The 23148-nt window shown below is 41.7% G+C and carries 10 protein-coding genes; 1 reads left to right on the forward strand and 9 read right to left on the reverse strand.

What is annotated here, in order from left to right; all coding sequences use genetic code 11:
* Positions 1–43 precede the first annotated feature (43 nt).
* The 8 genes from BRLA_RS11955 to BRLA_RS11995 form a co-directional block, all read right to left on the reverse strand.
* Positions 44–11749 carry a non-ribosomal peptide synthetase gene (locus tag BRLA_RS11955; RefSeq protein ID WP_003337719.1) on the reverse strand — a complete coding sequence of 3902 codons (11706 nt, stop codon included), beginning with the start codon at positions 11747–11749 and terminating at the stop codon, positions 44–46.
* Positions 11750–13375: 1626 nt separating this feature from the next.
* Complete coding sequence (locus tag BRLA_RS11965; RefSeq protein WP_003337721.1) at positions 13376–14299, reverse strand: DUF7638 domain-containing protein; 924 nt, start codon at positions 14297–14299, stop codon at positions 13376–13378.
* A gap of 36 nt (positions 14300–14335) precedes the next feature.
* The gene (locus BRLA_RS11970; protein ID WP_003337722.1) at positions 14336–14884 is read right to left on the reverse strand and encodes a riboflavin biosynthesis intermediates N-glycosidase; all 549 of its coding nucleotides are present in this window, start codon (positions 14882–14884) and stop codon (positions 14336–14338) included.
* A gap of 121 nt (positions 14885–15005) precedes the next feature.
* Positions 15006–16202 carry a DUF4272 domain-containing protein gene (locus BRLA_RS11975; protein WP_003337723.1) on the reverse strand — a complete coding sequence of 399 codons (1197 nt, stop codon included), beginning with the start codon at positions 16200–16202 and terminating at the stop codon, positions 15006–15008.
* Positions 16203–16214: 12 nt separating this feature from the next.
* Positions 16215–16943, reverse strand: coding sequence for a YwiC-like family protein (locus tag BRLA_RS11980; RefSeq protein ID WP_003337724.1), 729 nt, complete (start codon positions 16941–16943; stop codon positions 16215–16217).
* A gap of 307 nt (positions 16944–17250) precedes the next feature.
* On the reverse strand, positions 17251–18462 hold the full coding sequence (locus BRLA_RS11985) for an MFS transporter (protein WP_003337725.1): 1212 nt from the start codon (positions 18460–18462) through the stop codon (positions 17251–17253).
* Positions 18463–18739: 277 nt separating this feature from the next.
* The gene (locus BRLA_RS11990; protein ID WP_003337726.1) at positions 18740–19372 is read right to left on the reverse strand and encodes an outer membrane protein assembly factor BamB family protein; all 633 of its coding nucleotides are present in this window, start codon (positions 19370–19372) and stop codon (positions 18740–18742) included.
* Entirely contained in the window at positions 19345–19803 is a 459-nt protein-coding gene (locus BRLA_RS11995) for a hypothetical protein (RefSeq protein WP_003337727.1), read from the reverse strand. The genes BRLA_RS11990 and BRLA_RS11995 overlap by 28 nt, the downstream gene beginning before the upstream one ends.
* Before the next feature lie 765 nt (positions 19804–20568).
* On the opposite strand from BRLA_RS11995, the gene BRLA_RS12000 reads away from it, so the two are divergent.
* The gene (locus BRLA_RS12000) at positions 20569–20970 is read left to right on the forward strand and encodes a hypothetical protein (RefSeq protein ID WP_003337729.1); all 402 of its coding nucleotides are present in this window, start codon (positions 20569–20571) and stop codon (positions 20968–20970) included.
* Between the two features lie 1315 nt (positions 20971–22285).
* Here BRLA_RS12000 and BRLA_RS22790 read toward each other — a convergent pair.
* Positions 22286–23143, reverse strand: a complete 858-nt coding sequence (locus BRLA_RS22790; protein WP_003337731.1) for a restriction endonuclease subunit S — start codon at positions 23141–23143, stop codon at positions 22286–22288.
* Positions 23144–23148: the final 5 nt, after the last annotated feature.

The raw sequence follows: 23148 nt of genomic DNA on the forward strand, positions 1-23148 counted from the left end.
CGCCAGAGTATTTTTGCTGGTTTTCGGGGATGATCGAATTACTTCATCTGTTAAAAAGATCCAGCGCTGCTTCTAGGTCATCAAAGCTCAAACCGCTTGAGGTAAAATCGCTTGGGGTTAACTCATTGGTTTGCTTACTTACACAGTGCAAAATACAACGCAGCAAGTTCTCTTTGAACCGCTCCAACAGGCTTGCGATCGTTTTTGCTTGATGGATCTGGGTGTTATATAGGACAGAAAGCTTTAATCTACCGTCTGTTACCATGCCAAGGAAATCAAGCAAATAGGTTCGCTCGGCTCTTGGACTGAACATTTCACCAACAGACTTGTCAGATGCTTGGAATGATCCCACCTGTTGACTGTTGTCAAATTGACCAAGATAGTTAAAGCTAACTTCTGCCTGTTTGCCGGTAAGCGGTGTTTCGCCGAGGTAATTCAGGATGCCATAGCCAACGCCTTTGTTGGGAATTTGGCGAAGAGATTCTTTCATCTGTTTAATTTGTTCACCTAAGTCTTGCAGTGAATTCATCTTCAGTACCACAGGATAGATAGAAGTAAACCAGCCAACTGTTCGTGCGACGCTGATATCCGCTATAATCTCTTCACGGCCATGACCTTCTAAATCAACGCGGATCTGCGTCTGTCCACTCCATTCGCTTAGTGTTAATCCTAGTGCAGTCAGCAGAATATCGTTAATCTCGGTGTTATAAGTGTGATGAGCGTGTTTTAACAAATCTTCCGTTTCTTTTGTACTCAGCCAGATCGTTTTTTCCGTTGTTTCAGCCCAACTGTTGCATGACGATGTTGCATCCTTTGGTATTGGTTCGGTTGTAGTTTGCAGCACAGATTGCCAGTAGCTCATTTCTCTTTGTCCCATACGGGTGCTGGCGTATCTGGTAAGCGCCTCTGCCCAGTCTTGGTAGGAGTGTGTTTTTTCAGCAAAGTGAATTAACTGATCACCTATAGCCTGTTCGTAGCCACGGGCCAAATCTTCAAGTAGGATGCGCCACGAGACACCATCTACTACTAAATGATGGATCGCCAGCAATAGGTGGTCACCTTCCGCCGTATGGAATAAGCCGGCATGGATAAGCGGCCCACAAGTCAGGTCGAGACTTTGTTGAATGCGGGAAGCCTCCTTTTGGATGGCTAAATCAAGCTCTTTCTCAGCACTCAGATGACTCAGGTCAATCACCTCAAAGCCATACAAACACCCTTCTTCCCCACGGTTTACTTGCTTGATATCAAGCTCGGATATTTCATAGGACATACGCAGAGCATCATGGTGTAACACCAGTTCGTGCAAGACACGACAAAGGGCTTGTTCGTCAAAGCCTTCACGACGATAGACCATCATTGCTTGGTTCCAATGATGAGAATCAGTGAATTTCTGAGCGAAGAACCATCGTTGAATTGGTGTCAATTCTACCGCCCCTGTAACCATGCCCTGATCAGCCTTGGCTTCTAGCGGTTTGACATACATGCTGAGTTCCTCAATGGTTGGATTCATGAAGATGTCTTTAATCTCTACTTTCAATTGATGCTTGTTCAACAGGGCAATTACTTGGATAGCCTTGATCGAGTCTCCTCCCAGATCATAGAAGTTGCTTTGAATACCGATTCGTTCTTCTCCTAATACTTCTTGCCAGATCGTGGCGAGTATAGCATCTGTCTCGTTTTGCGGTGCTTTATAGGAAATAGCGACCTCAGCGGATTTGTCAACAGCAGGCAATGCCTTTCGATCTACCTTGCCGTTAGCGGTCAGCGGTAGCCGCTCTACCTCAATAAAATAGGCTGGCACCATGTAATCCGGGAGTGATTGAGCAAGCCATTTGCGCAATTCATTCGTAGTTACCACCGAATCAACCGTAAAGTATGCCGCTAGCATGTTACTGTTACTATCTTGCCAAGCGACGACAGCAACCTCCTTGACAGATGGATGCTGCATGAGTGTTGTTTCAATCTCGCCCAGTTCAATTCGGTGTCCACGGATTTTTACTTGGGCATCCATTCGGCCTACATATTCAAGATTACCGTCTGGAAGCCACCGCACTAGATCGCCTGTGCGATACATACGCTCGCCCGTAGCAAACGGATTGGCAACGAACTTTTCATCGGTCAGCTCCTGCTTATTCCAGTAACCGCGTGCTAAATTAATTCCTGATACACATAACTCGCCTGGCACACCGATTGGCTGAAGCTGATTGTAAGAATTAAGCACATATGCCTTGACGTTGTGGATCGGCTTACCAATTGGAATGCTACTACCTGCCTCTGTGATGAAGCAATTGGTGGCAACGACCGTATTTTCCGTTGGCCCATAGTTGTTTACCAGCTGATAGCTTTGCGGTTCATAGGTTCTAAGCTTATCGCCACCCGTAAGCAGATAACGAAGCGATCGGTTACAAAGACTCATGAAGGTCTCACATAGTTGGGTTGGCAAAAAGCTGATCGTGATACGATTTTGTTCATAGTACTCATTAAGTTTGTGAATATCGTACCGAATTTCGTCTCCGATTACATGGATAGTGGCCCCACTAATCAGGTACGGGAATATCTCCCAAACTGAGGCATCGAAGCCGAATCCAGCGTATTTAGTCGTAGCATCATCGGCAGTGATACCATACTCACTCCGATGCCAGAAGCACAGATTAACAAGGGAACGGTGCTCGATCATAACACCTTTTGGCTTCCCTGTTGAACCCGATGTGTAGATGATATATGCCAAATTCGATGGCTGCGTCATCTCTGGAAGGTTGGCTATGTCTCTCTGATAGGAAAACTGATCAGAGATTCGAATAACCTCCCTTGCGTAAGTATCGAGCTTTACGTCTTGATTCGTGTGATGGAGTAACAGCTTCGCCTGGCTATCGTCAAGCATATATTGGATGCGTTCAGCAGGGTATTCTGGATCAATTGGCACGAATGCAGCTCCTGCCTTTAGTATGGCAAGTAAACCGATGAACATCTCTAAGGAACGATCCGCTATGATGGCGATGACCTGCTCAGGACCTGCTCCCTTTTCACGCAGGGTATGGGCAAGTTGATTCGCTTTCTCATTGAGTTGCTGATAGGTCAATGCCTCTGAGCGAAATACAACTGCGGTCTGATCAGGTGCTTGGAGCGCTTGCTTTTCAATCAAAGCATGAATCGTCTGTTCAACCGGATGCTCCCATTCCGTACGGTTAAAATCATGCAATAGTTGTGTTTTTTCTGCTTCTGTTATTAGCTCGATGTCGACAATAGAGAGCTGGGGCTGTTCTATGATTTGCTCCAACAGATGGATCAGATGTTTAGACATCCGCACAATCGTCTCGCGAGTAAACAGCTTTGTGCTGTATTCCCACTCAAAACGGAGTCGGCCGTCTTTCTCCACGCACAATAAGGTCAAATCAAACTTGGAAATCGGGTATTGGTAATCATATGCGCTGACTTGGACATCTTGCATCACGTTGTAATCAATATCCACATTTTGCAAGGTAAACATCGTATCAAATAACGGGTTACGGCTTAAGTCGCGGCGTATGCCCAGCTTTTCGATCAATTCTTCTAGTGGATAATCTTGGTGTTCGTGGGCCTGAAGCACGTGTTCCTTTACTTCTGCAACGAACTGACTGAATGACTTATTGGCTTCAGGATAATTACGCAGTGCGAGCGTGTTGACAAACATACCCATTATCGGCTCTACATCGGCATGTGGGCGACCAGCAATCGGTGATCCTACGATAATATCTTCCTGATTCGTCCATTTAGCCAAAAAGACATTGTATATAGCAAGCAATAGCATATAAAGCGTAGTATCAAGACTTGTAGCCAAAGCTTTCAGTTTTGCGGTCCAGTCTTCGTCCTGATCGATCCAAATACGATCTCCCTCGAAACTTTGGACAGATGGTCGCTGGAAATCAGTTGGTAGCTCTAGCACAGGTGGCTCGTTCGTAAATATGTCAAGCCAATACGCCTCATGCTGTTGATTCTCTTCACTGCCAAGGTAAGATTGCTTCCAAACTGCATAATCCTTGTATTGTATGTGAAGCGGCGGCAGTGACTTACCTTGGTAGTACGCCCCAAGATCGTTCATAAAAATATTCAACGACACCCCGTCTGCGGCGATGTGGTGCATATCGACCACGAGGATAGCATGCTCTGGAGCTAGTTCAATCAGGGTGGCTCGCAGTTGTGGAGCTATACGCAAGTGAAACGGTCGTATTGCATTACTAATCAAGTCGTGTATCTTCCTATCAGCAGAAGATATGGCTTCGGTGGTCTGAAGCTGTACAATCTCCAAAGATACATCAGCGCTCTCATGAATCCGTTGCACGAGTACGCCATCCATCATTTCATAGCTGGTACGGAGCGTGTCATGGCGAAGAACAACAGCTTCAAGAGCTTGTCGTAAGCGTTCTTTATCCAGGTTGCCGCGTAATTCTGCGATGACTGGCATGTTATACCCTGTCTTCACACCATCAAACTGACTAATAACATAGAGACGTTTTTGTGCGGAGGTAACAGGATAGTGAGTCATGGCTGGCGCAGACTCTATCGTAGTGAAGGATCGAACAGCCGCTTGCTCGATATAGCCTGCCATCTGTTGAATCGTCGGTTTGTGAAAAACCTCTTTGAGCGGGAATTCGATGCCAAAATGCTTATGAATCCGCGCTACCAGCATTGTTGCTTTGAGAGAATGACCCCCTATTTTGAAGAAATTGCTGGTTACACTCACATTCTCGACTCCCAAAACCTCCGACCAAATCTTGGCCAATGTTTCCTCTATTTCATTACTCGGGTCCACATACTCTTCCATTGTCATAGACGAGTCGGGAATTGGCAGAGCGCGACGGTCAATTTTGCCATTGTGATTGAGTGGCAATTCATTCAGTGGAATCAGGTAAGCTGGCACCATATAGTCAGGTAATGATTCAGCTAAATAGCTATGGACAGCCTCTGGTGACAAGGCTTCCTCCGCCACATAGTACCCACACAGACTGGCATTCGTCCCATTTTGATACACCATGACAAATGCTTTGCTAATCATCGGATGGTTCAACAACTGAATTTCGATCTCTCCCGGCTCAATTCGATAGCCCCGGATTTTTATTTGATGGTCAATACGCCCTAAGTATTCAATCGTGCCGTCTGGTAACCATCGGGCTATGTCACCTGTGCGATACATAATCTCATCTGGCGCAAACGGATTTATCACAAATTTTTCAGCAGTTAATTCTTTCCGGTTAAGATATCCTAGTCCAACCGTGTCACCTGAGACACAAAGTTCCCCCGGTACACCAACAGGTTGAAGCTGCATTTCCTCACTAACAATGAAAATTCGTGTATTCGCTAGTGGGCGTCCAATCGGTGGAATCCCCATGATCGACTCTTTTGCCTTCATCGTTAGGCTGGTAATAACATGTGTTTCTGACGGTCCATAATGGTTGTGCAACTGGATATCATGCTGATGTAGATAGGCGATGAACGATTCTGGCAGGACAAGCTGCTCGCCTGCAACGACCAAATGCTTCAACGTTTTCGGTAATTTTTCCACATAATACGATTCATTGATGATGAATTTAAACAATGAGGTCGGCAGAAATGCTGTCTCCAACCTGTATTCTTCAATAAATGCTAAAAGCTTTAGGATATCGCGCTTGTCATCATTTCCGATGATATGAAGCTCCCCACCCGCCAACAGCGTTGAGAAAATTTCCTGATAGCACACGTCAAAGCTCATAGTGGTAAACTGCAAAACTCGTCTAAAATCAAGCGTGGTCCGGTTATATTCAAAATGAACAATATTAGATAAATTGCGATGTGTAAGCATAATTCCTTTTGGATGACCCGTTGTACCAGACGTATATATGGCATACAACAAATCGGACGAAGTGTTGATACAATCTAGATTATCTGCATTGTTATGCTGGTATGTGGTGTCATCTAGCTTGATCAAGTCGCCATTGAAGGGTAGATCTGCCATATCAAAATCTGTTAGTAACAGGGTACTACCACTGTTTTCTAGCATGTAGCTGATTCGCTCTTTCGGTAGCGCCGGATCAATTGGCAGAAAAGCCCCTCCCGCCTTGAGAATAGCAAGTAAACCGGTTAACATCTTAATGGAACGATCAGCCATAAGCCCTACAACCTGATTTGCTTTGACCCCTCTTGTTCTTAAGTGAACGGCAAGTTGGTTTGCACGTCTGTTCAGTTCCTTATAGGTGATCGTCTGAACTCCATCCCCTTCGACAACCGCTACAGCATCTGGGCTACGATCTACCTGCTGTTCAAATTGTTGATGCAACGTCAGGTCTCGTGGATAATCCATCTCTGTTTGATTAAATGCCGAGAGCAGATGGATGTCTGCGTCAGAGAGGAACGTTACCTGAGAAAGAGGCTGAGCTACATCTTCACTTATTGCCCTAAGAAGCCGTTCAAAGTGTGACAGCATTCGATCCATCGTATCATCGCGGTACAGCTCCGTATCATATTCAAGCATAACCTGTAAGTCTTCTCCCGCTTCAAAGACCTGAACGGTAATATCAAACTTAGACGTTTCGCTGTTCTCGATATGCATCGTCATCGTAGCATCTGCCAGGTCAATCGCACGCATTTTGGCATTTTGAACAATAAACAACACTTGAGAAAGAGGATGAAGATGTGGCCTACGTTCAAGAGAAAGTTCGTCTACTACCATCTCAAACGGAACGTCCTGATTATCGAACGCTTCCAGTGTAGCTGCTTTTACTTTTTGCAAAAGATCAGCAAAGCTTTCTGTCATATCGATATCTGCACGAATAGCCAATGTATTCACGAAAAATCCTATCAAACGCTCGATCTCGACTTGATTCCGGTTAGCAGTAACGGATGAGACAATAACATCACGCTGGCCAGAATAACGGGACAGCAGGGTTAAAAAGGAGGATAACAGGGTCATGTACAGTGTTGCGCCCTCTTGTTGACTCAACTTCTCCAGTTTTTTTCGTAGATGTGAACTGAAATTTCGTTCAATGGTTTTACCCACACGTTTTGGATGAACGGGACGCGGATAATCGGTTGGCAGTTGTAATTCAGTTGCATCCGCAAGCTTATTTTTCCAATAGGTTAATTGATGGACGATCAGTTCATCTGAGAGCAGGTTTTGCTGCCAAAGTGTATAATCTGCATATTGAATCGGCAATGCTGGCAATTCTACGCGCTTTCCAGCTCTCATTTGGTCATAGGCATTAGCTAATTCCTCAATGAATACCCCTACAGACCAACCATCAGAGACAATATGATGAATCGAGACCACCATGACGTGATCATCGTCTCCGGCCCGGATCAACACAGCACGAATAAGTTGATCCTTTTCTAAATGAAATGGTGTAGTCGCTTCTTGACGGATGTGTGCTTGTACTGCCTGCTCACGTTCACTGCGGGGTAGATGAGTCAAATCCACCAACGGCACTTCCATTACCTGTTTTGGATCAATAATCTGTACCGCCTCGTCCTCCTGTAAAGCAAATCGGGTTCGCAGTATTTCATGTCGGTCCACAATTAGTTGCACCGCCTGTGAAAGCAGATGAACGTGAAGCTTCTCTCCTTTCAGATGGAGGCTGACGGTGTTGTTGTAGTATGGGCTTTCTGGGTTTAATTGGTATAGGTACCATTGACGCTTTTGTGCGTTAGACATTGGGAGCGTGTTTCCGTACACAGCTTTTGTGATCTTACGCTGCTCTTCTGTGTTACATGGACTCGCCCCCATTTGATGTTCAAGCTCTTTGGCAAGCTCCTCAATCGTCGGATTAGCAAACAATACACGTAATGGAAGGTCCACCTGACACATTTCTCGAACCTGTGTTAGCAGTTGTGTCGCCTTAATTGATTGTCCACCAAGAGCAAAGAAGTTATCATGGACTCCAAAATCATCTGTTCCAAGTAAGCTTGACCAAATGCCGAACAGAGCATTTTCTAAGGGAGACCTAGGTTTGATACGTTCGACGTCTCCTGCTTTTTTAGCCAATGCCACAAGCATTGCTTCACTATCGGGTTCCCCTGTCTCGGTGTACAACCATTCATCTGTTTCATGCAACGCCACTAGGATTGGCTCACTAGAGTTTTTGGTCAGAAGAATTTGCTCTGTCTTTTCTCTCAATGTTTGATACGTCAGATCGATGGTTTGATCCAATTGGAAAAAGAGATGAAGGATTTTTTGTCTCTTAGGCTCGATAGCCAGAAGCCTGGACATGTCCGGTTTGGATTCATCAATCCCTACATAAAGGAAGGCATCATTGGCCATCAAGCCTATCAGCCAGGAATAAAGACCTTTAACAGAGCGGATCGCTTGATGCCCCCGGCTTTGCAGGATCTTTTTCATCACCAGCAGGTCACGTCCCATCCCGATGTCATCCCATAAGCTCCAGGCAAAGCAATATGTTTTCACATCACCACTCGCCTGCATATGCTGACTGAAGCTTTCCACAAACTGATTTGCCGCCGCATAGGCACCCGCCATATAGCCAGAAGACAATGTAGTCGTTGAGGATGACGTGATATAAATGCTGTTAGGCCGATTTTTCAAAAGCTGATAAAGCGCAAACGTACCATACACCTTTGCCCTGAACATTTCATCTAATGTGGACATGGTTTCATCCTTGAGCAATGTCTCTCGGTAGACACCCGCCAGATGAATCACTCCATTCAGAGCTTGGCCAAAACGTTCCTCCCACTCAGCAACGATAGCTTCGAGCTGCACAGGATCAGCGATATTACATGCAACATAGTGAACTTCCCCACCATTTTGTGCCAAGCTTTTAAGCTCCTTGAGACATTTCATTTTTTCTTTTGTACTAGTTGATCTGTCAAAATAGCCTTCCTCTACATTGTCTGGAAGCGTTGTTCGACCAACAAGAAGCACTTTTGCCTGGCAGTGACGCAATAGATGCTCGGTAAAAAGCTTCGCTACTCCACCAAGACCACCAGTAATTAAATAAAAACCGTTTTGTCTCAGCGGGCTATCCGAAAGCGCTTTATTTTCCAATTCCACACGGGTTATTCTTGGGCTATAGCGCTTATTTCCACGGTAAGCAACGATAGCTGTTTTGGAATAATCCGTTTCATCTTTTTCCTGAGCTAATTTGGCGAGGGCTAGAAGATTGTTTAGCTCTTTTTTTATGTATAGACTGTAGTTCTCATGTACGTCATCAGAAAAATCGATATGAAGAAATGTTGTCTCTGGGAATTCATGTGGTAATGTTTTGAAAAAACCAATCAACGGAGAATATGCATAGGAAATCATTTCCATGTCATTCGTCTGGTAGAGATTATGTGTAACCAAGCTAAACGTTGATGGTTGTAAATTGCGATCAGCCATGACTTTTGCTAGGTGGACGATCGCATAGTTGTGTTCTTGAATGGCTTTCAACTCGTCTATCGTCTGTGGCTGATTCCCTGTGACATTATTACTCATCCCATGCAAATAGAACACATACGAAACGTCAAGCTGCTCTTCTTTCAGGGCGCCGAATAATTGATCGAGGTCATGAGGTTTATTGAAATTAGCGACATAGTGAAGTCGACTAATTTTGGAGAATTCTTTTCCGTTTGTAACGCTAATACATTCTCCTTCATCCATTTCCCCTACAACAAACTTGCTCGCCAGATCCATCGAATCAATCATGAGTAGACAATGGCCAGCCAGTTGCATATCCTCGATATTCGTCATATTCACAGAAGAAGTCTCTTCCGCTGGAGATTCGACCCATACCGGCTTGTAGAACCAGCTCGGAAGCGTGTTGTCATTTTCCAGCTTTAGATCAATTTGCTTGAGAATCTCGTCAAACTCTCCCTTAGCCAAACGTCTGGAAAGCTCGGGACGCTGGATTTTTCCAGAGTTCGTTTTCGGGAACTCCTCCTGTGTAATTGGAACGATTAACGCTGGATTTAGACCCATCTTGACGTTCAGATGACGGCGAATTTCTTTGATTACACCTAAGCAGGATTCCAGATCAGGTTCTTCAGGAACGAAGAAAATTGCCAGTTCATCGCTGCCGCTAGACACCTTGGGAATGGAGACAGCCGCGGAGAACGTGACCTTTACGCCTTTTACCTCTTCCACGAACGATTCTATTTCATAATTATGAATATTATTTCCATTGATGATAATTACGTCTTTTTCACGACCGGTGATTGTTAGCCTACCTTGATGCAGGAAGCCAAGGTCGCCTGTGATAAACCAGCCATCCTCGACGAATACTTCTGCATTCGCTTCCGGGTTTTGGTAATAGCCCACCATGATGTTGTTACCTTTAACCTGCAAGCGTCCAATTTGGTTTTCTCGAATTACGTTGTTGTTGGAATCGACAATACGAATGGATACACCTGGGATCGGCCCGCCTACCTCGGTAAACATTACATGGTTTGGATGATCTACAGGAACACTACGAACCGTTCCCCCAAGCGATGCCTTATCCAAAATCTGATACCCACTGGTCGGAGATAGTCGATTGAGAAGCTTATTAAAAACGATTCCTGAAGAAGTCTCAGACATCCCAAAGGAAGGAGCCATCGTATCATCAGGCAGTCCGTGAGGTTGAAGCAGGCTGAGGAATTGCTGTACAACCTTAGAGACGACCGGCTCTCCCCCATTCAGAATATGCCGCATGCAGGAGAGATCCCAGTTGTTTTGCTTGATTTTTTCGGCTTGATCGTTCACCAGAGCAAATGCGAAATTCGGTGCCCAGGTCATTGTTGCGCGATAGTGGTTAATCCAGTAAAACCAATTTAGTGGATTTGCAATAAAGCTGTCGATTTTGGGCAAAATCTGTTCACTTGCCAGATAGACACCAAGCACATGAAACATCACGATTCCACCCACGTGATCCAATGGCATCCAATTCAGAATGATTTCATCCGATGTAAAGTTATGGCATGCAACGGTGCCGCGTGCACGAGCGAGAATACTTTCGTTGCAATGCTGCACACATTTCGGGATTCCAGTGCTGCCTGATGTCAAAAGATGAAGTACAAGTGAATCTGGTGAAGCCTCGTAATACTGCTGATCTGGCTCGTTTTGTAATAAAGGCTCCAATGCTACATAGCGTAGCTCGTCCGTCTCCCAAAGGTTTTTTAGTTGATCAATCGATTCAATCAATGCCTCGTCCGCTAGCACCAATGGCTTTTGTAATAGCTTCCAAGCATTATATATACGGCTGATTCCAGAATTCCAGTCTGTATAAGTTGGTGCAATGGCGATCGGTGTCGGCAAAAAGCCACCCAGTACACACGCCCAAAACGCAGTGACGAAATTTTTATTATCATCGAGCTGGAAGATCACTGGATCACCTGGTTGAAGTCCTTGTTGCCGCAAACCCCGCAGGATCGACTCCGCCTCTTGCAATAATTGGGCATACGTCATTGTGACTTCGCTACCATCTAGTTGAACAAAAATCAGCTTTTTGTCGTGGGCGATACGAGTCGCCCTCAAGAGAACCTCGACTAGCGTACCCGGCTCATCCACCGCCAGTTGTAGCTCTCCCCCAAAGCTGTAAGCAAGAGGCAAGGTTTCATCCCTCTCGTCATGGTGCGATGTAGATGCAGAAGTTTGGCTCCCGGTCAATAATTGTTCTGATTTCCAGTCGGAGAAAAAGTGACTCAGATGAACGGCTGGCACTGTAACAGGGTCCTCTGTCGCCAGCACCGCTATTTGTCCAATCCCTTTCAGCGTCTTCAGCTCTTTTTCCAAGTCGATTGGAATCGTCCGAGAATCAACAGATTGTGACATATTCTGAAACTCCCTTCGTTACGATGGATAGTGAAAGACTGGGTAATCTTGTATAAAACAAATTGTTCTAAATTTTTTGAAACTGTAAATTTCAACCTGACTAAAAATATGTATGCAGAAAATATTAATCCAAAACATAAATAAATGCAATTTTTATTATGTAAAAAAATATAAGCTAATCTTTAAACAAGTATAAATAGCATTTATTTACATGAAAGAAAATGAAATGTGTGCTAGTAAAAAGCGCAGCTTATCCACCCTCTAGATAAAGGCCCTGTTCTTGACATACCAGGCTTTATCTACTGAACCTTAGTAACACCACACTGTTTTATCACTTATGTCCAACATCGTAACTGCTAAGGTATCAAAAGCTTACCTGAAGTCATCAAATGGGTTCAGTCTGTTCTGTTTACTGTCTATGCTAGGAAAGAATACATGTAAAAAAGTCATTTTAGTGAAATTTAAAATAGGTGTGTCAGATGTTATATCAGATAGGACTAACGAGGTACTTTACTCAATATTTCCGTGGAGCGATCAATCGAAATTTACTTGCATAAAAAATCTCTCAAAAATCAAGAATCGCCTTCTCAGTTCAAATCGCGGACAATCAAAATCAATTAACTCTGCTAATAAAAAAGCGCATTACTAATTGGTATTGTAAGTATTAGGAAGTATTTACAAATCATATTATAAATAATTTTTACAAAAAAATAAATAGATTCATCTTTTGTAAAAGAATTCTTTTTCAGAATCCTCCTCTTAGAATTTTCAATTTGTTAGTTAAATAAAAATATCATTTTCCTGTAAAAAGGGAGCAGTTTTGTCCATTTCGGTTGATGAGGGGAGCATTTTACGTAAAAAAAGAAGGGGTTCTTTGATGCACCTCACATCAAAGAGTAAATTGTTACTTTTTATTATCTCACTAACATGTACATGTATGGGCTAGTTGATCTTTGAAGCATTTTTACATACGATCACACTTCCTATCCCTTTAATAAGCCAACTCGATCACGTTTCTCACCTCCGAGATCGAGATCGATATCCATTTCACAAAACAAAACTATCTTATCTCATCGTTTGGGCAATGAAATAAGATAGATTTGTTATTTTTCTAGAATCCTATTCACTTTTTCTCAATCGGCGTCGAGTTTCCTTAGCTCCTGATCGAGTGGTACCCTTTCCCCTCTTTTTGCCTTCTACTGTTAGATCAAGTACCACAAGTAGCTGAACAAAAGATATCAGCAGAATGCATAATCCAATAGCTTCTTCATTTGACTGTTTCAAGCTCTGCTTGCTGACGTTTGGATATACTTTCGCTATCGTATTCCTAATTATCAAAATCGCCATCATCTGGTCATCTGTTCTTTCTGACAAGTTCGGGGATTAGCTAGTTCTCTTTGTCTTCTAGTTTGCTGGAGTCTGCTATCGTCGTGTGTTAAAAATTTATTTATAACAAAATCTTCATTCCTAGGTGATTCTTACAGATTACTTCTTCCTTTCCATACATCAAAGCCATCTTACAAAACGATTTGACGCTTAGATTGCTGCAATTCCCCGTGGGGAATTCTCTTCTCCTGATACTCATTGTATAGTCCGTTTAACCATTCATCGCTGTATGTAAACACTCTAGACTTCTCTTTTCTCATCAGGATAATAGATAATTCGAACATAATCCGAATCCTTTGAATCCATATCCCCTAGAAACATTCGCTCATGCTCGGGTACAAGCTCATACTTTTCCTGAAGTCTAGCTCGATTAAACTCGGATGGATCTTCTAAATACTCATAATAGACCTGTCTGCATAGTTCTAAAGAAGCTGTTTCTCCCTTAAGCTTTTTAAGCATATCCTGCAATTCATCATACTTATCATTGATTTCGCTTGCATACTGAGCTACTGAGAATGTTACCTCGCCTAAATGATCAAGTACGATAGCAGTAGGTTCTTCAAATGAAGTAAATAAGACTTTATTGTCCCACAATTCCTTAACACTCTCGATACTATATTCAAATGTAAAAAATGAATTGTAACAAACCACAGCATCATCCTTATAAACAACAATTCGCACAAGATAATTTTTCCCCTCATGCTTCATAAAGGCTGTGAATCCTTGACCCGCTACAGTGTCATATCCAATTTCGTGAGTAACACGGAAGTCTTCGGGGGTTGGAGAATGCAGAATCCTTCTAGCATTCCATAGCTCCTTCTCTTCCTCAGAAATACGATAGATATTACGGAGTGAGGGATTTAGTTGTGTAACAGTGTCGCGGATCAAATTCATATATTGGCCTTGGTCAAAATTCCACTGTGCATCCGCTATCTCATACGATCCCAATCCAAATATAGAGATCGCTTCACCTTGAGGGACACTAGGGACGAGCCAATTCTTATTGAGCTTTTCAACCATTCCATCTAAATCGACTAGCTCCCAGCAATTAACCATTCCATCCTCATAAACGTCTACATAAATAAAAAAATAACTCCCGCCATTGCAAATAAAACCAGGTATCTTCGTTCCTTCTATCGTTTTCGTTCTGCGAATTTTTTGCATATGGTTCTCCCCTTTGTCATTTATTAATCGACTCGACTACCGAAATTGCTCTCGCACCCTCATAAGGGCAAAGCCTAACAGATTCTCTCCCCTCCAGTGCTGTGGCCGTTCAGCATCAGGATGATCTTGCGCTAGTCCAATCCCCCATACTTTGTCATAAGGACTAGCTTCCACTAGAACTCGATTCCCAGTCTGGAGTAAATAGGATTTTAACTGAGGATGTTGACCGAATTTTAGTAAATTCGCTTGTTGAACAATTTCGAGTTTATGTGCATTCCACACTTCTTCGTTAAAAGCTTGTACTCTACGTCCCAGTGCTTTTGCTTGATTTGGATGCTTCTGCTGCAAAATCTGATCACGAATCGCAGCATCGCCAAACAATTCCGCTTTTTTCGCCATCATATAATGCTCTGCGGTAGGGTATGTAATGCCATCCTCTACAAAAGGAGCTGGATACCACTGGCTGAAGCAGGATTTATCTACAATTCCCTCTCTCTTCGGGGTATTTCCCCAGAAAAACAAATATTTCAACTGTTTTTTATGCGATTCCCTGATCAATGTCTGTACATCTTGTATCAGTTCCATCTATTCCACCCCTTGCAAATAATCCTAACAATCATGCACATAAAATGACTACTCTTGCTCGATCTATTTATCTTTTGCTTCACCATTGTCCGTACAAATTCTATGTAATAAGCTAGCGTAATTAGGTATGTGGTATACTATCATCCCATTCTGCTTGACCATTTCCGCCAACAAGCCAATTAAATGCATAATGTCTTTCCAACACGACCCCCGCGTCTAATTCAGCCGGAGCATTTTGCTGGTTAATGCGGGCATCCACACATGCCCAGTCATAACGCATAATTAGATCGGCTGCATCTAGTAATTCTTTTTGAGACCTCGGTTCACAATGTTGTATTAAATCGTCCAAACTTTGATATTGAATGAGTAATTCCGAAATTCGTGGGACATGACACGTGCTATCTGGGTATGTTAATTCATCTATCAATCCAAGCGCCCATAGTAAGACCTCGCAGCACTCATACCTCCACACAAACTGAATACATTCAATCTCCTTACATTCTGCTTTTTCTATATATGCTCTTTCCTTTGGCGTCAGCCAATCTCTAACTTGATATACCTCGTCTACCCTCTCAAAATAAGACAAGGCTTCCTTCCGATTTCCCTCTGGAGACAATACTACTTCCGAATATAGCGCTACGGCGAACAGGGCACTAACTCTTTTCGCGATAGATGTAAGGTCTCTAATGACTGCATCCTCTTCCACCAACGCTACTCTCAAATGAGAAATATATGGAATATTTCTTGCTTCTAATAAAGCAATAGAGCGATTCATTCGATCGCGATCTGCCTCTGATTCCTCCCCCTTATCACGGTCTAACAGGTCGGAATTCGCTATTGGAATGAGTTGCTCCAGCTCACTTTTTCCCTCTAATGAGAACACAAGCCTTCCTTCACTATTAAATATCTCCATGCTTGGATACAGTAAATAAGCATTTATCTCGCTGGCAACAGCATAAATAGCATCCATTAAAAAATGGGTCCGATTCGTATCATTGGTAAGCTCAAATCGAATTCCAACGATGCAGGTAAAGCACAAAATCTGTTGAATAACACTTTGCTGTAGATCAAATCGTTCGGTTTTTACCTGGGAATAGTAAGCAGCCATCCCGTTTATTTGCTGTTCCACTTCTTCTTGATTCGCAATATAATCAATGCGATTTATTTTCATGAAAGTATCATCTTGCAAGGTAATCGTTAACTGCCCACCATCTACCTGATGTGATTTGCTAACTTGCTCAAAATTACTGATAATGGAATTAAAAACTCGATCTGGGTTACCTATCCCTGTATATAGCGTAATAACGGCCTCTTCCATGTGTTCGCTCCTTTACAGATAAAAGCTACTAGACAGTATCAAAAACTGTACCGCACCTATAATTTCAATGATTCCAGCCTTCCATGGACGCATCGCTTTTCCAGCATAGACAAAAGCTCTCACAGTTGAATAGACATAAGCAATTGCCATCCAAGGAAAGCCTATTAGCCACGGAACAACCAGTAATAGTCCATGATAAATATGAGCATACATGATCCAACGCTTGTTGTCTCGTTCCCGAAAAACTGACTTTACAAAAAATGCACTACCCATAAAATGCAACCAACTGAACAATACAATAGCAGCCATCGTTACATCAAACTCTCCACCAGCCAAAAGGTAAGAAGCAGCACCTCCAATGGAAAAAATAAGAATGGCACATAAATCGTTAACGATCGCCCTCTCTTTTTTACGTTTTGCATGCCATACATTTACCAAAAGAAGAATAAGTAGCGGTAGTGCAAAAGCACAAAGGAATGGATTGCTTACAAGCGCTGGTATTAAGCAAATAAGGGCAAGTAAACCGTACAATAATCCCCATTTCAGCAAGTGCTCAGCTCGTGTGATTCGTTTCATATATTGAAGAAACGGATAAGATGACAAATAGAGAAATAGCCAAGCTAGAAATAAGAGGATATGCATCCATTGAGGTTTTCCAGCCAGCATTCCGAAAAGAAACGGGACGCTAACCATTGCCCATCCCCCGTGTTCATGGGGTATTACAATACTACTTTTTTTCACAGAATTTCACTCCTTTCAAAAGGGGCTCAATCGTAAATCAATTCTTACAATTCGTTTTTTTAAGCTCTTTTCATTCGAAACGTTCTACGCAATAAAAAAAGCCTTCTGCCTCTTTACAGACCTGACTACAGAGCGAAGTATAGCATTACAACGAGTAGTTTGCCATTCCTTCGATCAATCTGCCACAAGAAAGCCAAACATCCTAAAGCATCCGCAAGTAAATCTATCGAAATCGAGAACACTGTCCATACAAAAAATGGTGGAAATTGTAGGTAAACGAAATAACTACAATTCCACCATTTCTCTTTTACTTACCGATATCACTAGTTGTTCTTGATCGCGATTTGTTCGACCACAAGCCACGATGCGTACTCCAGACATAAATCGTCAACAACGCAACTACAAGGAACCCTACCCAATAAGGAGCTTCCGGCTGAATTCGGTATAATGCCGTTCCAGCAATCGGTGCTACAAAAGAGCCCACCCCTGTTGCCGCCGTAGTCAAGCCTGCTGCTGCTCCCTGTTCCTCTTCTCCTGATGCCAACGAAACACCTGCTGTATAACCTGGCATGGCGAATCCGCCTCCAACACCCAGTAGTAAAAAAGCGAGGACGAAACTAAATAAATTGTTAATGAAAACAAGAAGCAGCAGGCCTCCCCCCAGTATCGGCAGACCGATACGAAGCAAGGTACGCGGCATGAAGGAGCGTTTCCGAATGACTACTATTTGGACCAATGCCATCATAAAACCGACGCAAAACAAACTGATTCCAACCCACAGCGCCGTATCTTTGGAGTTTAATCCAAATTTATCTTGGACATAAAAGCCTGCTGTCACCTGTAGCATCACAATGGCGCTCATCATACACAAGGCAATCAATAAATAAGGCCGTATACCTGGCTTTCGTAGATTAAGCTTGTTTCTTTTACCAGATGACTTTGGTGTAAAACGCGGAATACGTACATACACCATAAGAGCAGCAAATAATGATAGAACAGCAGCAACAACAATAGGAAACAGGAGGTGAATCCCTGATAATGCTGCCCCCATGGCGGGGCCGATCAGAAAACCAATACCACTTGCCGCACCAATCATCGCCATTCCCGCCGAGCGTTCATTCAATGAAGTTAAATCGGCCATCAGTGCTTGCCCAGAGGAAGTCATTGCAGGGAAAAACAGACCGAACAGCATCCGTGAAAGCAACAATAGGATAAAAAGCAAAGTCAGCTCTGTTCTCCCCTGTAAACCAATCCAAGAGAGCCAAGCAAATAGCACCAAGCTAAACGTAAACCCAACCAAACCAATAATCATAATCGGTTTTCGACCGAATCGATCACTTTGTTTCCCCCAGATGGGAGCACCAAGTAACAAGATGAGGGCGGAAGCTGAAATGATCCAGCCTGCATGCATTTCATCGAGGCCCATCTCTTGAATTAATGGAGCCAGCACCGGATTAATGACTCCTAGGCCGATATAACAAATCATTAATGACAAGAAAATAACACGTTTCGGTTCCATGTAACCACCTCCATTAGTACTTGTAATTCTTGCGGTATTCCGTTCGTTGCAATTGCTTCAAAAAACTCGACAGCAAAAGAGAATGCCCCCCCTTTTGCTGTTACCTTTTTGTGCATTTAAGAGCAACTTCTGCCCCATTAAGCTCTGACCGCCTCCCTATTACTTCAAATCTGTATTTATTATCAATAAAATGTAAATGCTGTTCCGCCAATAAACGGATGATTTCTGACGTTTAACGGATTATTTTCTATCAGACAAAACAAAAATTTGATTTAACTCACACTAGCCCAGTTATCGGATTAATAATGTGTGCGGGTTGATCGTGCATATTTAGTAAATTTTTGTTGAAATCAAAAGATAATTTAAAGGGAAAATTAATGGAACACTCCCATTTTTTATTTAGTTGGTAATCCAATTTAAAAACAAAACGATTGTTATAGGTATACAAATTTAGTTGATCATCAAAAACAATTTGTTTAAATCCAGGATTAGGGAATTGACTGGATGATACCCAACTCCCTGTATTTGGGTCTATCTTTGCCAAGAAACTTGTTCCATTTTGAGTATAATTATTTACGCCAACCAATAAAAATCCATCCTGTCTAATCGCAGGAGTTGAAAGTTGAAGGCTATCTGAACCTACTTTTTTTGTAAATTTAATTGACCCATCTTCTTTATTTATAGCTACTATTTGGTTCTTGCTAGTTGTGTAAATAATCCCTTTCTTTGAAAGAACTAATCCTTCCAAAGAAAATGATAGGGGTAATTTTTGTTCCCATTTAAGCTGACCATCTTTATCAATAGCTCTGATTGATAAAGTTTTGGAGTTCTCATAAACGCCAGTATAATAGGTTCCCGCAGCATCTAGAGAGCCGTTTTCTACTAGGCCCGCTGATTTAAAACTCCACAATTCTTTACATTTTTAGTATCTAAAGCCTTCATTGTTTTATTATGTCCAGCTATATTTTGCATGACTAGAATAACATCATCATTTCTTAATCCAATGACCCCATGTCCTGGAGCTCTCCATAAAACTTTCCCTATAGGTGTTACTGCCAAAATTTCTTTCCCAGCTGCTCCATACATTGTTCCATCTTTGCCAATTAACTTAGGATCAAAATTGTTTATCTTCCATACATATGGATATTCCTTTTCTGTATATCTTTTATTGCTGTTTTTACTAGGGGTATAAACAGGATTCATTGGATTTATTGCCTTTTTATCATAGGCCCCTTCTTCATAACCTCCTTCCATAATATCTACTGTTTCTTGATCATAACCAGCATTTTGAGTGAAAAGATTATTGGAAGCAAAGCTTGAATCCGGTGGAATACCAATCATCACCGCTGATATTGATAGTAATAAAGCTAGAAAACCATTAAAAAACTCTATTCTAATAACACCTCAAAAAAAAATAAAGACACAGCAAAACAACAGCCTATTTTCATAGACTTTTGTTGTTTCACTGTGTCTGCACACCCATGAATATCATGTGTAATTTTTTACATTATAACATTGCGATGGATTATATTAAATAGATACCACATAAATTTTACTATCTTAATTACTGGATGGACACTTCCATAGTTTTATAAACCGCTTTTGATTTATGTACTTATCAAATTTCAAAAGTAGCTCATCCTCTGTTAACGGCTTCCCAATCAGATTCTTGTCACATAAAGCTGACATAACATTTCTGAATATTTTATTACAAGTGGATCATTATGCAATTGCTCGAAATTACTTTTTTCTTACAAATATAAAATCCTCTGTCACTTCAATTTTTCCAGAGTTCACTTGATTAGAATTTTAAAATCCTATATTCCAAACAACTTCTCCCGCAGCGTTCTCTTTACCCGTAGAGGGAAGATTTCATTACCGCCTCGTTTACTTTGGCCTCCCCATTATCATTATTCTACCCACTCTGACTAATCTGTCCTACTTCCAGATGAGTCGTACGACGTTATGTGTCATAGAAATAGCATAGCCCTGTTGTACACCATTGCTTCGGCGGGGTAAGACATAAATTCGAGGGTCAAAATATTGTCATTTGATAAACTTTAGATATATGGATTCATGAAAAAATTTAGGAGGTAATGAACAGAAATGTATATTAAGGCATGTAAAAAAGATGGAACAACTGTGCATGGAGGAAGAACGCCACTAAAAATCGGTGAAGAAGTCGACTTTGAAGATGGAAATGGATACCTTGTTAAGGACTTTCCTTCATTAATTTGTGGTCATCCTGGATTTGACAATCCTTATAACCTATGCTTCTTTGAAGTAGAACCACGAAGCGAAATCGAAAGTAATTTTAGTGGCGGTACGCTTCAATGCAGGAAGTTATTTATTAAAAGAGTTATCCAATTAGACGAACTAAAAGAATTAGGTGATAGATTGTTTAATGAAAGGTGTAATTTCTTTGAACCTTCAAAATATGGACGAACTACTAATAAAGCCATCAATCGATTCGTTCGATTTATTAAAAATCTATTTAACGTTAAGTAATCCTTTTATAATAATACCAACAACTTTTCCATACCAACCAAGACTAAGTTGAACATCTGGTTTGAGAAAGGCCGGTTGCTACTAAAATAATTACGGGTCCTTGGCTCTGTCTTGCAATTCTTAAGTTGCTTGAAGGAGTACCGATAGTCTTTTCTAAGTATGTTCAAGTTTGGATTATATGTTATCTTGTATTCCATCGTTTGTTAACTAGAACAGTGTCCCAACTAGCCTCAACATGGTAGTAAAAAGTAAGTCTGAACATTATAGCTGACGGGAGGATCATCAAGTTCTACGGGAGGTACTTTCGACTCAGTCCCCTACAATCGTCGACAAAAAATGTATAAGGATCAACCAACAATAATTGGTTGATCCTATAATACGAACGGCAAAAATGGACCTGATGAAGCATGTCAGGTTTTAGATTCGGTGCATAACCCAAAATAAACTAAGAGGTCGAGGATTCGCTTCAAAAACTTTAAAGGCTTTCTGTTAAGTTCTTTGTTTACAGCAAAACAACTGTCATATCAACAGATTAATGATTCTGAATATGCGGAGTGCCAAGAACATGTAGCGTCTCATTGGAGGGGATACTTGCTGGCTACAACCCTATTCTGGGCGGTTATTTCCTAAGAGATTACTGCACAATATATACGACTATTCGTAGCCAAATCTTCTTGTTTTATGTACCAGTTACTACAATACTTTATAGAAGTCTTCAATACTCAACATTAAGGTTAACTGGTACAAACATATTTTAGCATGTTGTTCAAAATTGATAAAAGCGAATTTATTGAGCTATTGTGCTTTCCATCTTCCGTTCCTATTTCTTCAGAAGCACAATCCGTTCTTGATCAAGCTATCCAATGAAAATCTTATTACTACTGTCAGCCCAAGGGCTTCTTCTAAATAAAGCATCTAAATCCATGAGTGGTTTTATTAGATCAGGCAAGCAGCTATTATTCTCTACAGCACTAATATACTCTTGATAGGTTTCGAATATTTTAAATGATACGTAGACATCGTCAGTTTCGTTAACACGTTCTACAAGCAATTTTTGTAGGGTCAATAGCTTCTCCCATCTCGTTTACAATAAAACAGTGCCGTACCATAATATTCTCAACACTTGGCATGTAGCCATAAGCTACTTTCCAATCTCCTTCAATAAATTTGCTTTTAATATGCAAAGAAGCGTAAAAGACATTTGAGTAGTGCTTCATCTCCATCTGAATCGGCACTCACATTATATACATGCTCAGACTCATCCCAGTTAATCTTATGTTTAATAATCTCCAAATTAATTACCTCCATTATGGTGTTAATGCATATGCTTTTTCAGCTCGGTTGAGTTAGCAAAAGAATCAACACTTGCGTCAATCGATAAAGAGGGGATCTCCGTTTCTGAATCGACGATACCTTTAAATTTGGAATGAATATCACCGTAATGGATGTGGTAATATTCACCCTCCCCCTCATAACTACGTGAATATGCGTACGATTTTACAAAAGAACCTAGATCACCTAATGCTACTTCTCTCCATTCTGGAAACTCCCGCCCATTCTCATCCTTAAAACGGATATCTTGCGAGAATATCTTCTGCAGCATCCCCTTCTTTAACAGTTCCATTTGTTCGATCTTCTCTTGCTGTTTCTCGATCTCTTGGTCGAGAAGCGAGAGAAAGGAAGCGATTTTTGATTGCTCTTCTTTGTCGGGCAGAACCACTTTGAAATTCTCTATATCACTCTTCGTTAAATTAGGGCCTTTCCTGCTACTGGCTGCTACATTTCTCCACTTTCCTACATTATGATTTAAGTAGTTTTGAAGAAAAACTACATCAAAGAAATCCCCTTTCAGTATAAGAGATGAGATGGCTTGATTTGTAACTCCAACAAAGGTTGTTATGCCTGTCCTACCGATTTGATTAAATCCGCCATACATCGCAATTAACAATGTATCACTCGGCAACAAAATTAGAGAGGTTTCAGAAATTGCCCTTTCACTAACTTTTTCGTCAGTAGCCTTTATGAATGAATTATTGAAATCCATTGTTTTAACCCAGGGAATAGTGCCCTTTTCATAATAACTTAGATTTGATCTTAGAGGTGTTAACCCGCTGGATACAGTGGCAATAGCTCCTATCTTGATTTCTTGCCATTTACCTTTGAACCTTAACATGGGAA

It is taken from the genome of Brevibacillus laterosporus LMG 15441 (genome assembly GCF_000219535.2).
Taxonomy (GTDB): Bacteria; Bacillota; Bacilli; order Brevibacillales; family Brevibacillaceae; genus Brevibacillus_B; species Brevibacillus_B halotolerans.

Coding starts and splice junctions, on each gene's coding strand:
- BRLA_RS11955 (WP_003337719.1), bottom strand. CDS start 11,749: ATGTCACAATCTGTTGATTCTCGGACGATTCCAATCGACTTGGAAAAA.
- BRLA_RS11965 (WP_003337721.1), bottom strand. CDS start 14,299: ATGCAAAAAATTCGCAGAACGAAAACGATAGAAGGAACGAAGATACCT.
- BRLA_RS11970 (WP_003337722.1), bottom strand. CDS start 14,884: ATGGAACTGATACAAGATGTACAGACATTGATCAGGGAATCGCATAAA.
- BRLA_RS11975 (WP_003337723.1), bottom strand. CDS start 16,202: ATGGAAGAGGCCGTTATTACGCTATATACAGGGATAGGTAACCCAGAT.
- BRLA_RS11985 (WP_003337725.1), bottom strand. CDS start 18,462: ATGGAACCGAAACGTGTTATTTTCTTGTCATTAATGATTTGTTATATC.
- BRLA_RS11995 (WP_003337727.1), bottom strand. CDS start 19,803: ATGATTGGTATTCCACCGGATTCAAGCTTTGCTTCCAATAATCTTTTC.
- BRLA_RS12000 (WP_003337729.1), top strand. CDS start 20,569: ATGTATATTAAGGCATGTAAAAAAGATGGAACAACTGTGCATGGAGGA.
- BRLA_RS22790 (WP_003337731.1), bottom strand. CDS start 23,143: ATGTTAAGGTTCAAAGGTAAATGGCAAGAAATCAAGATAGGAGCTATT.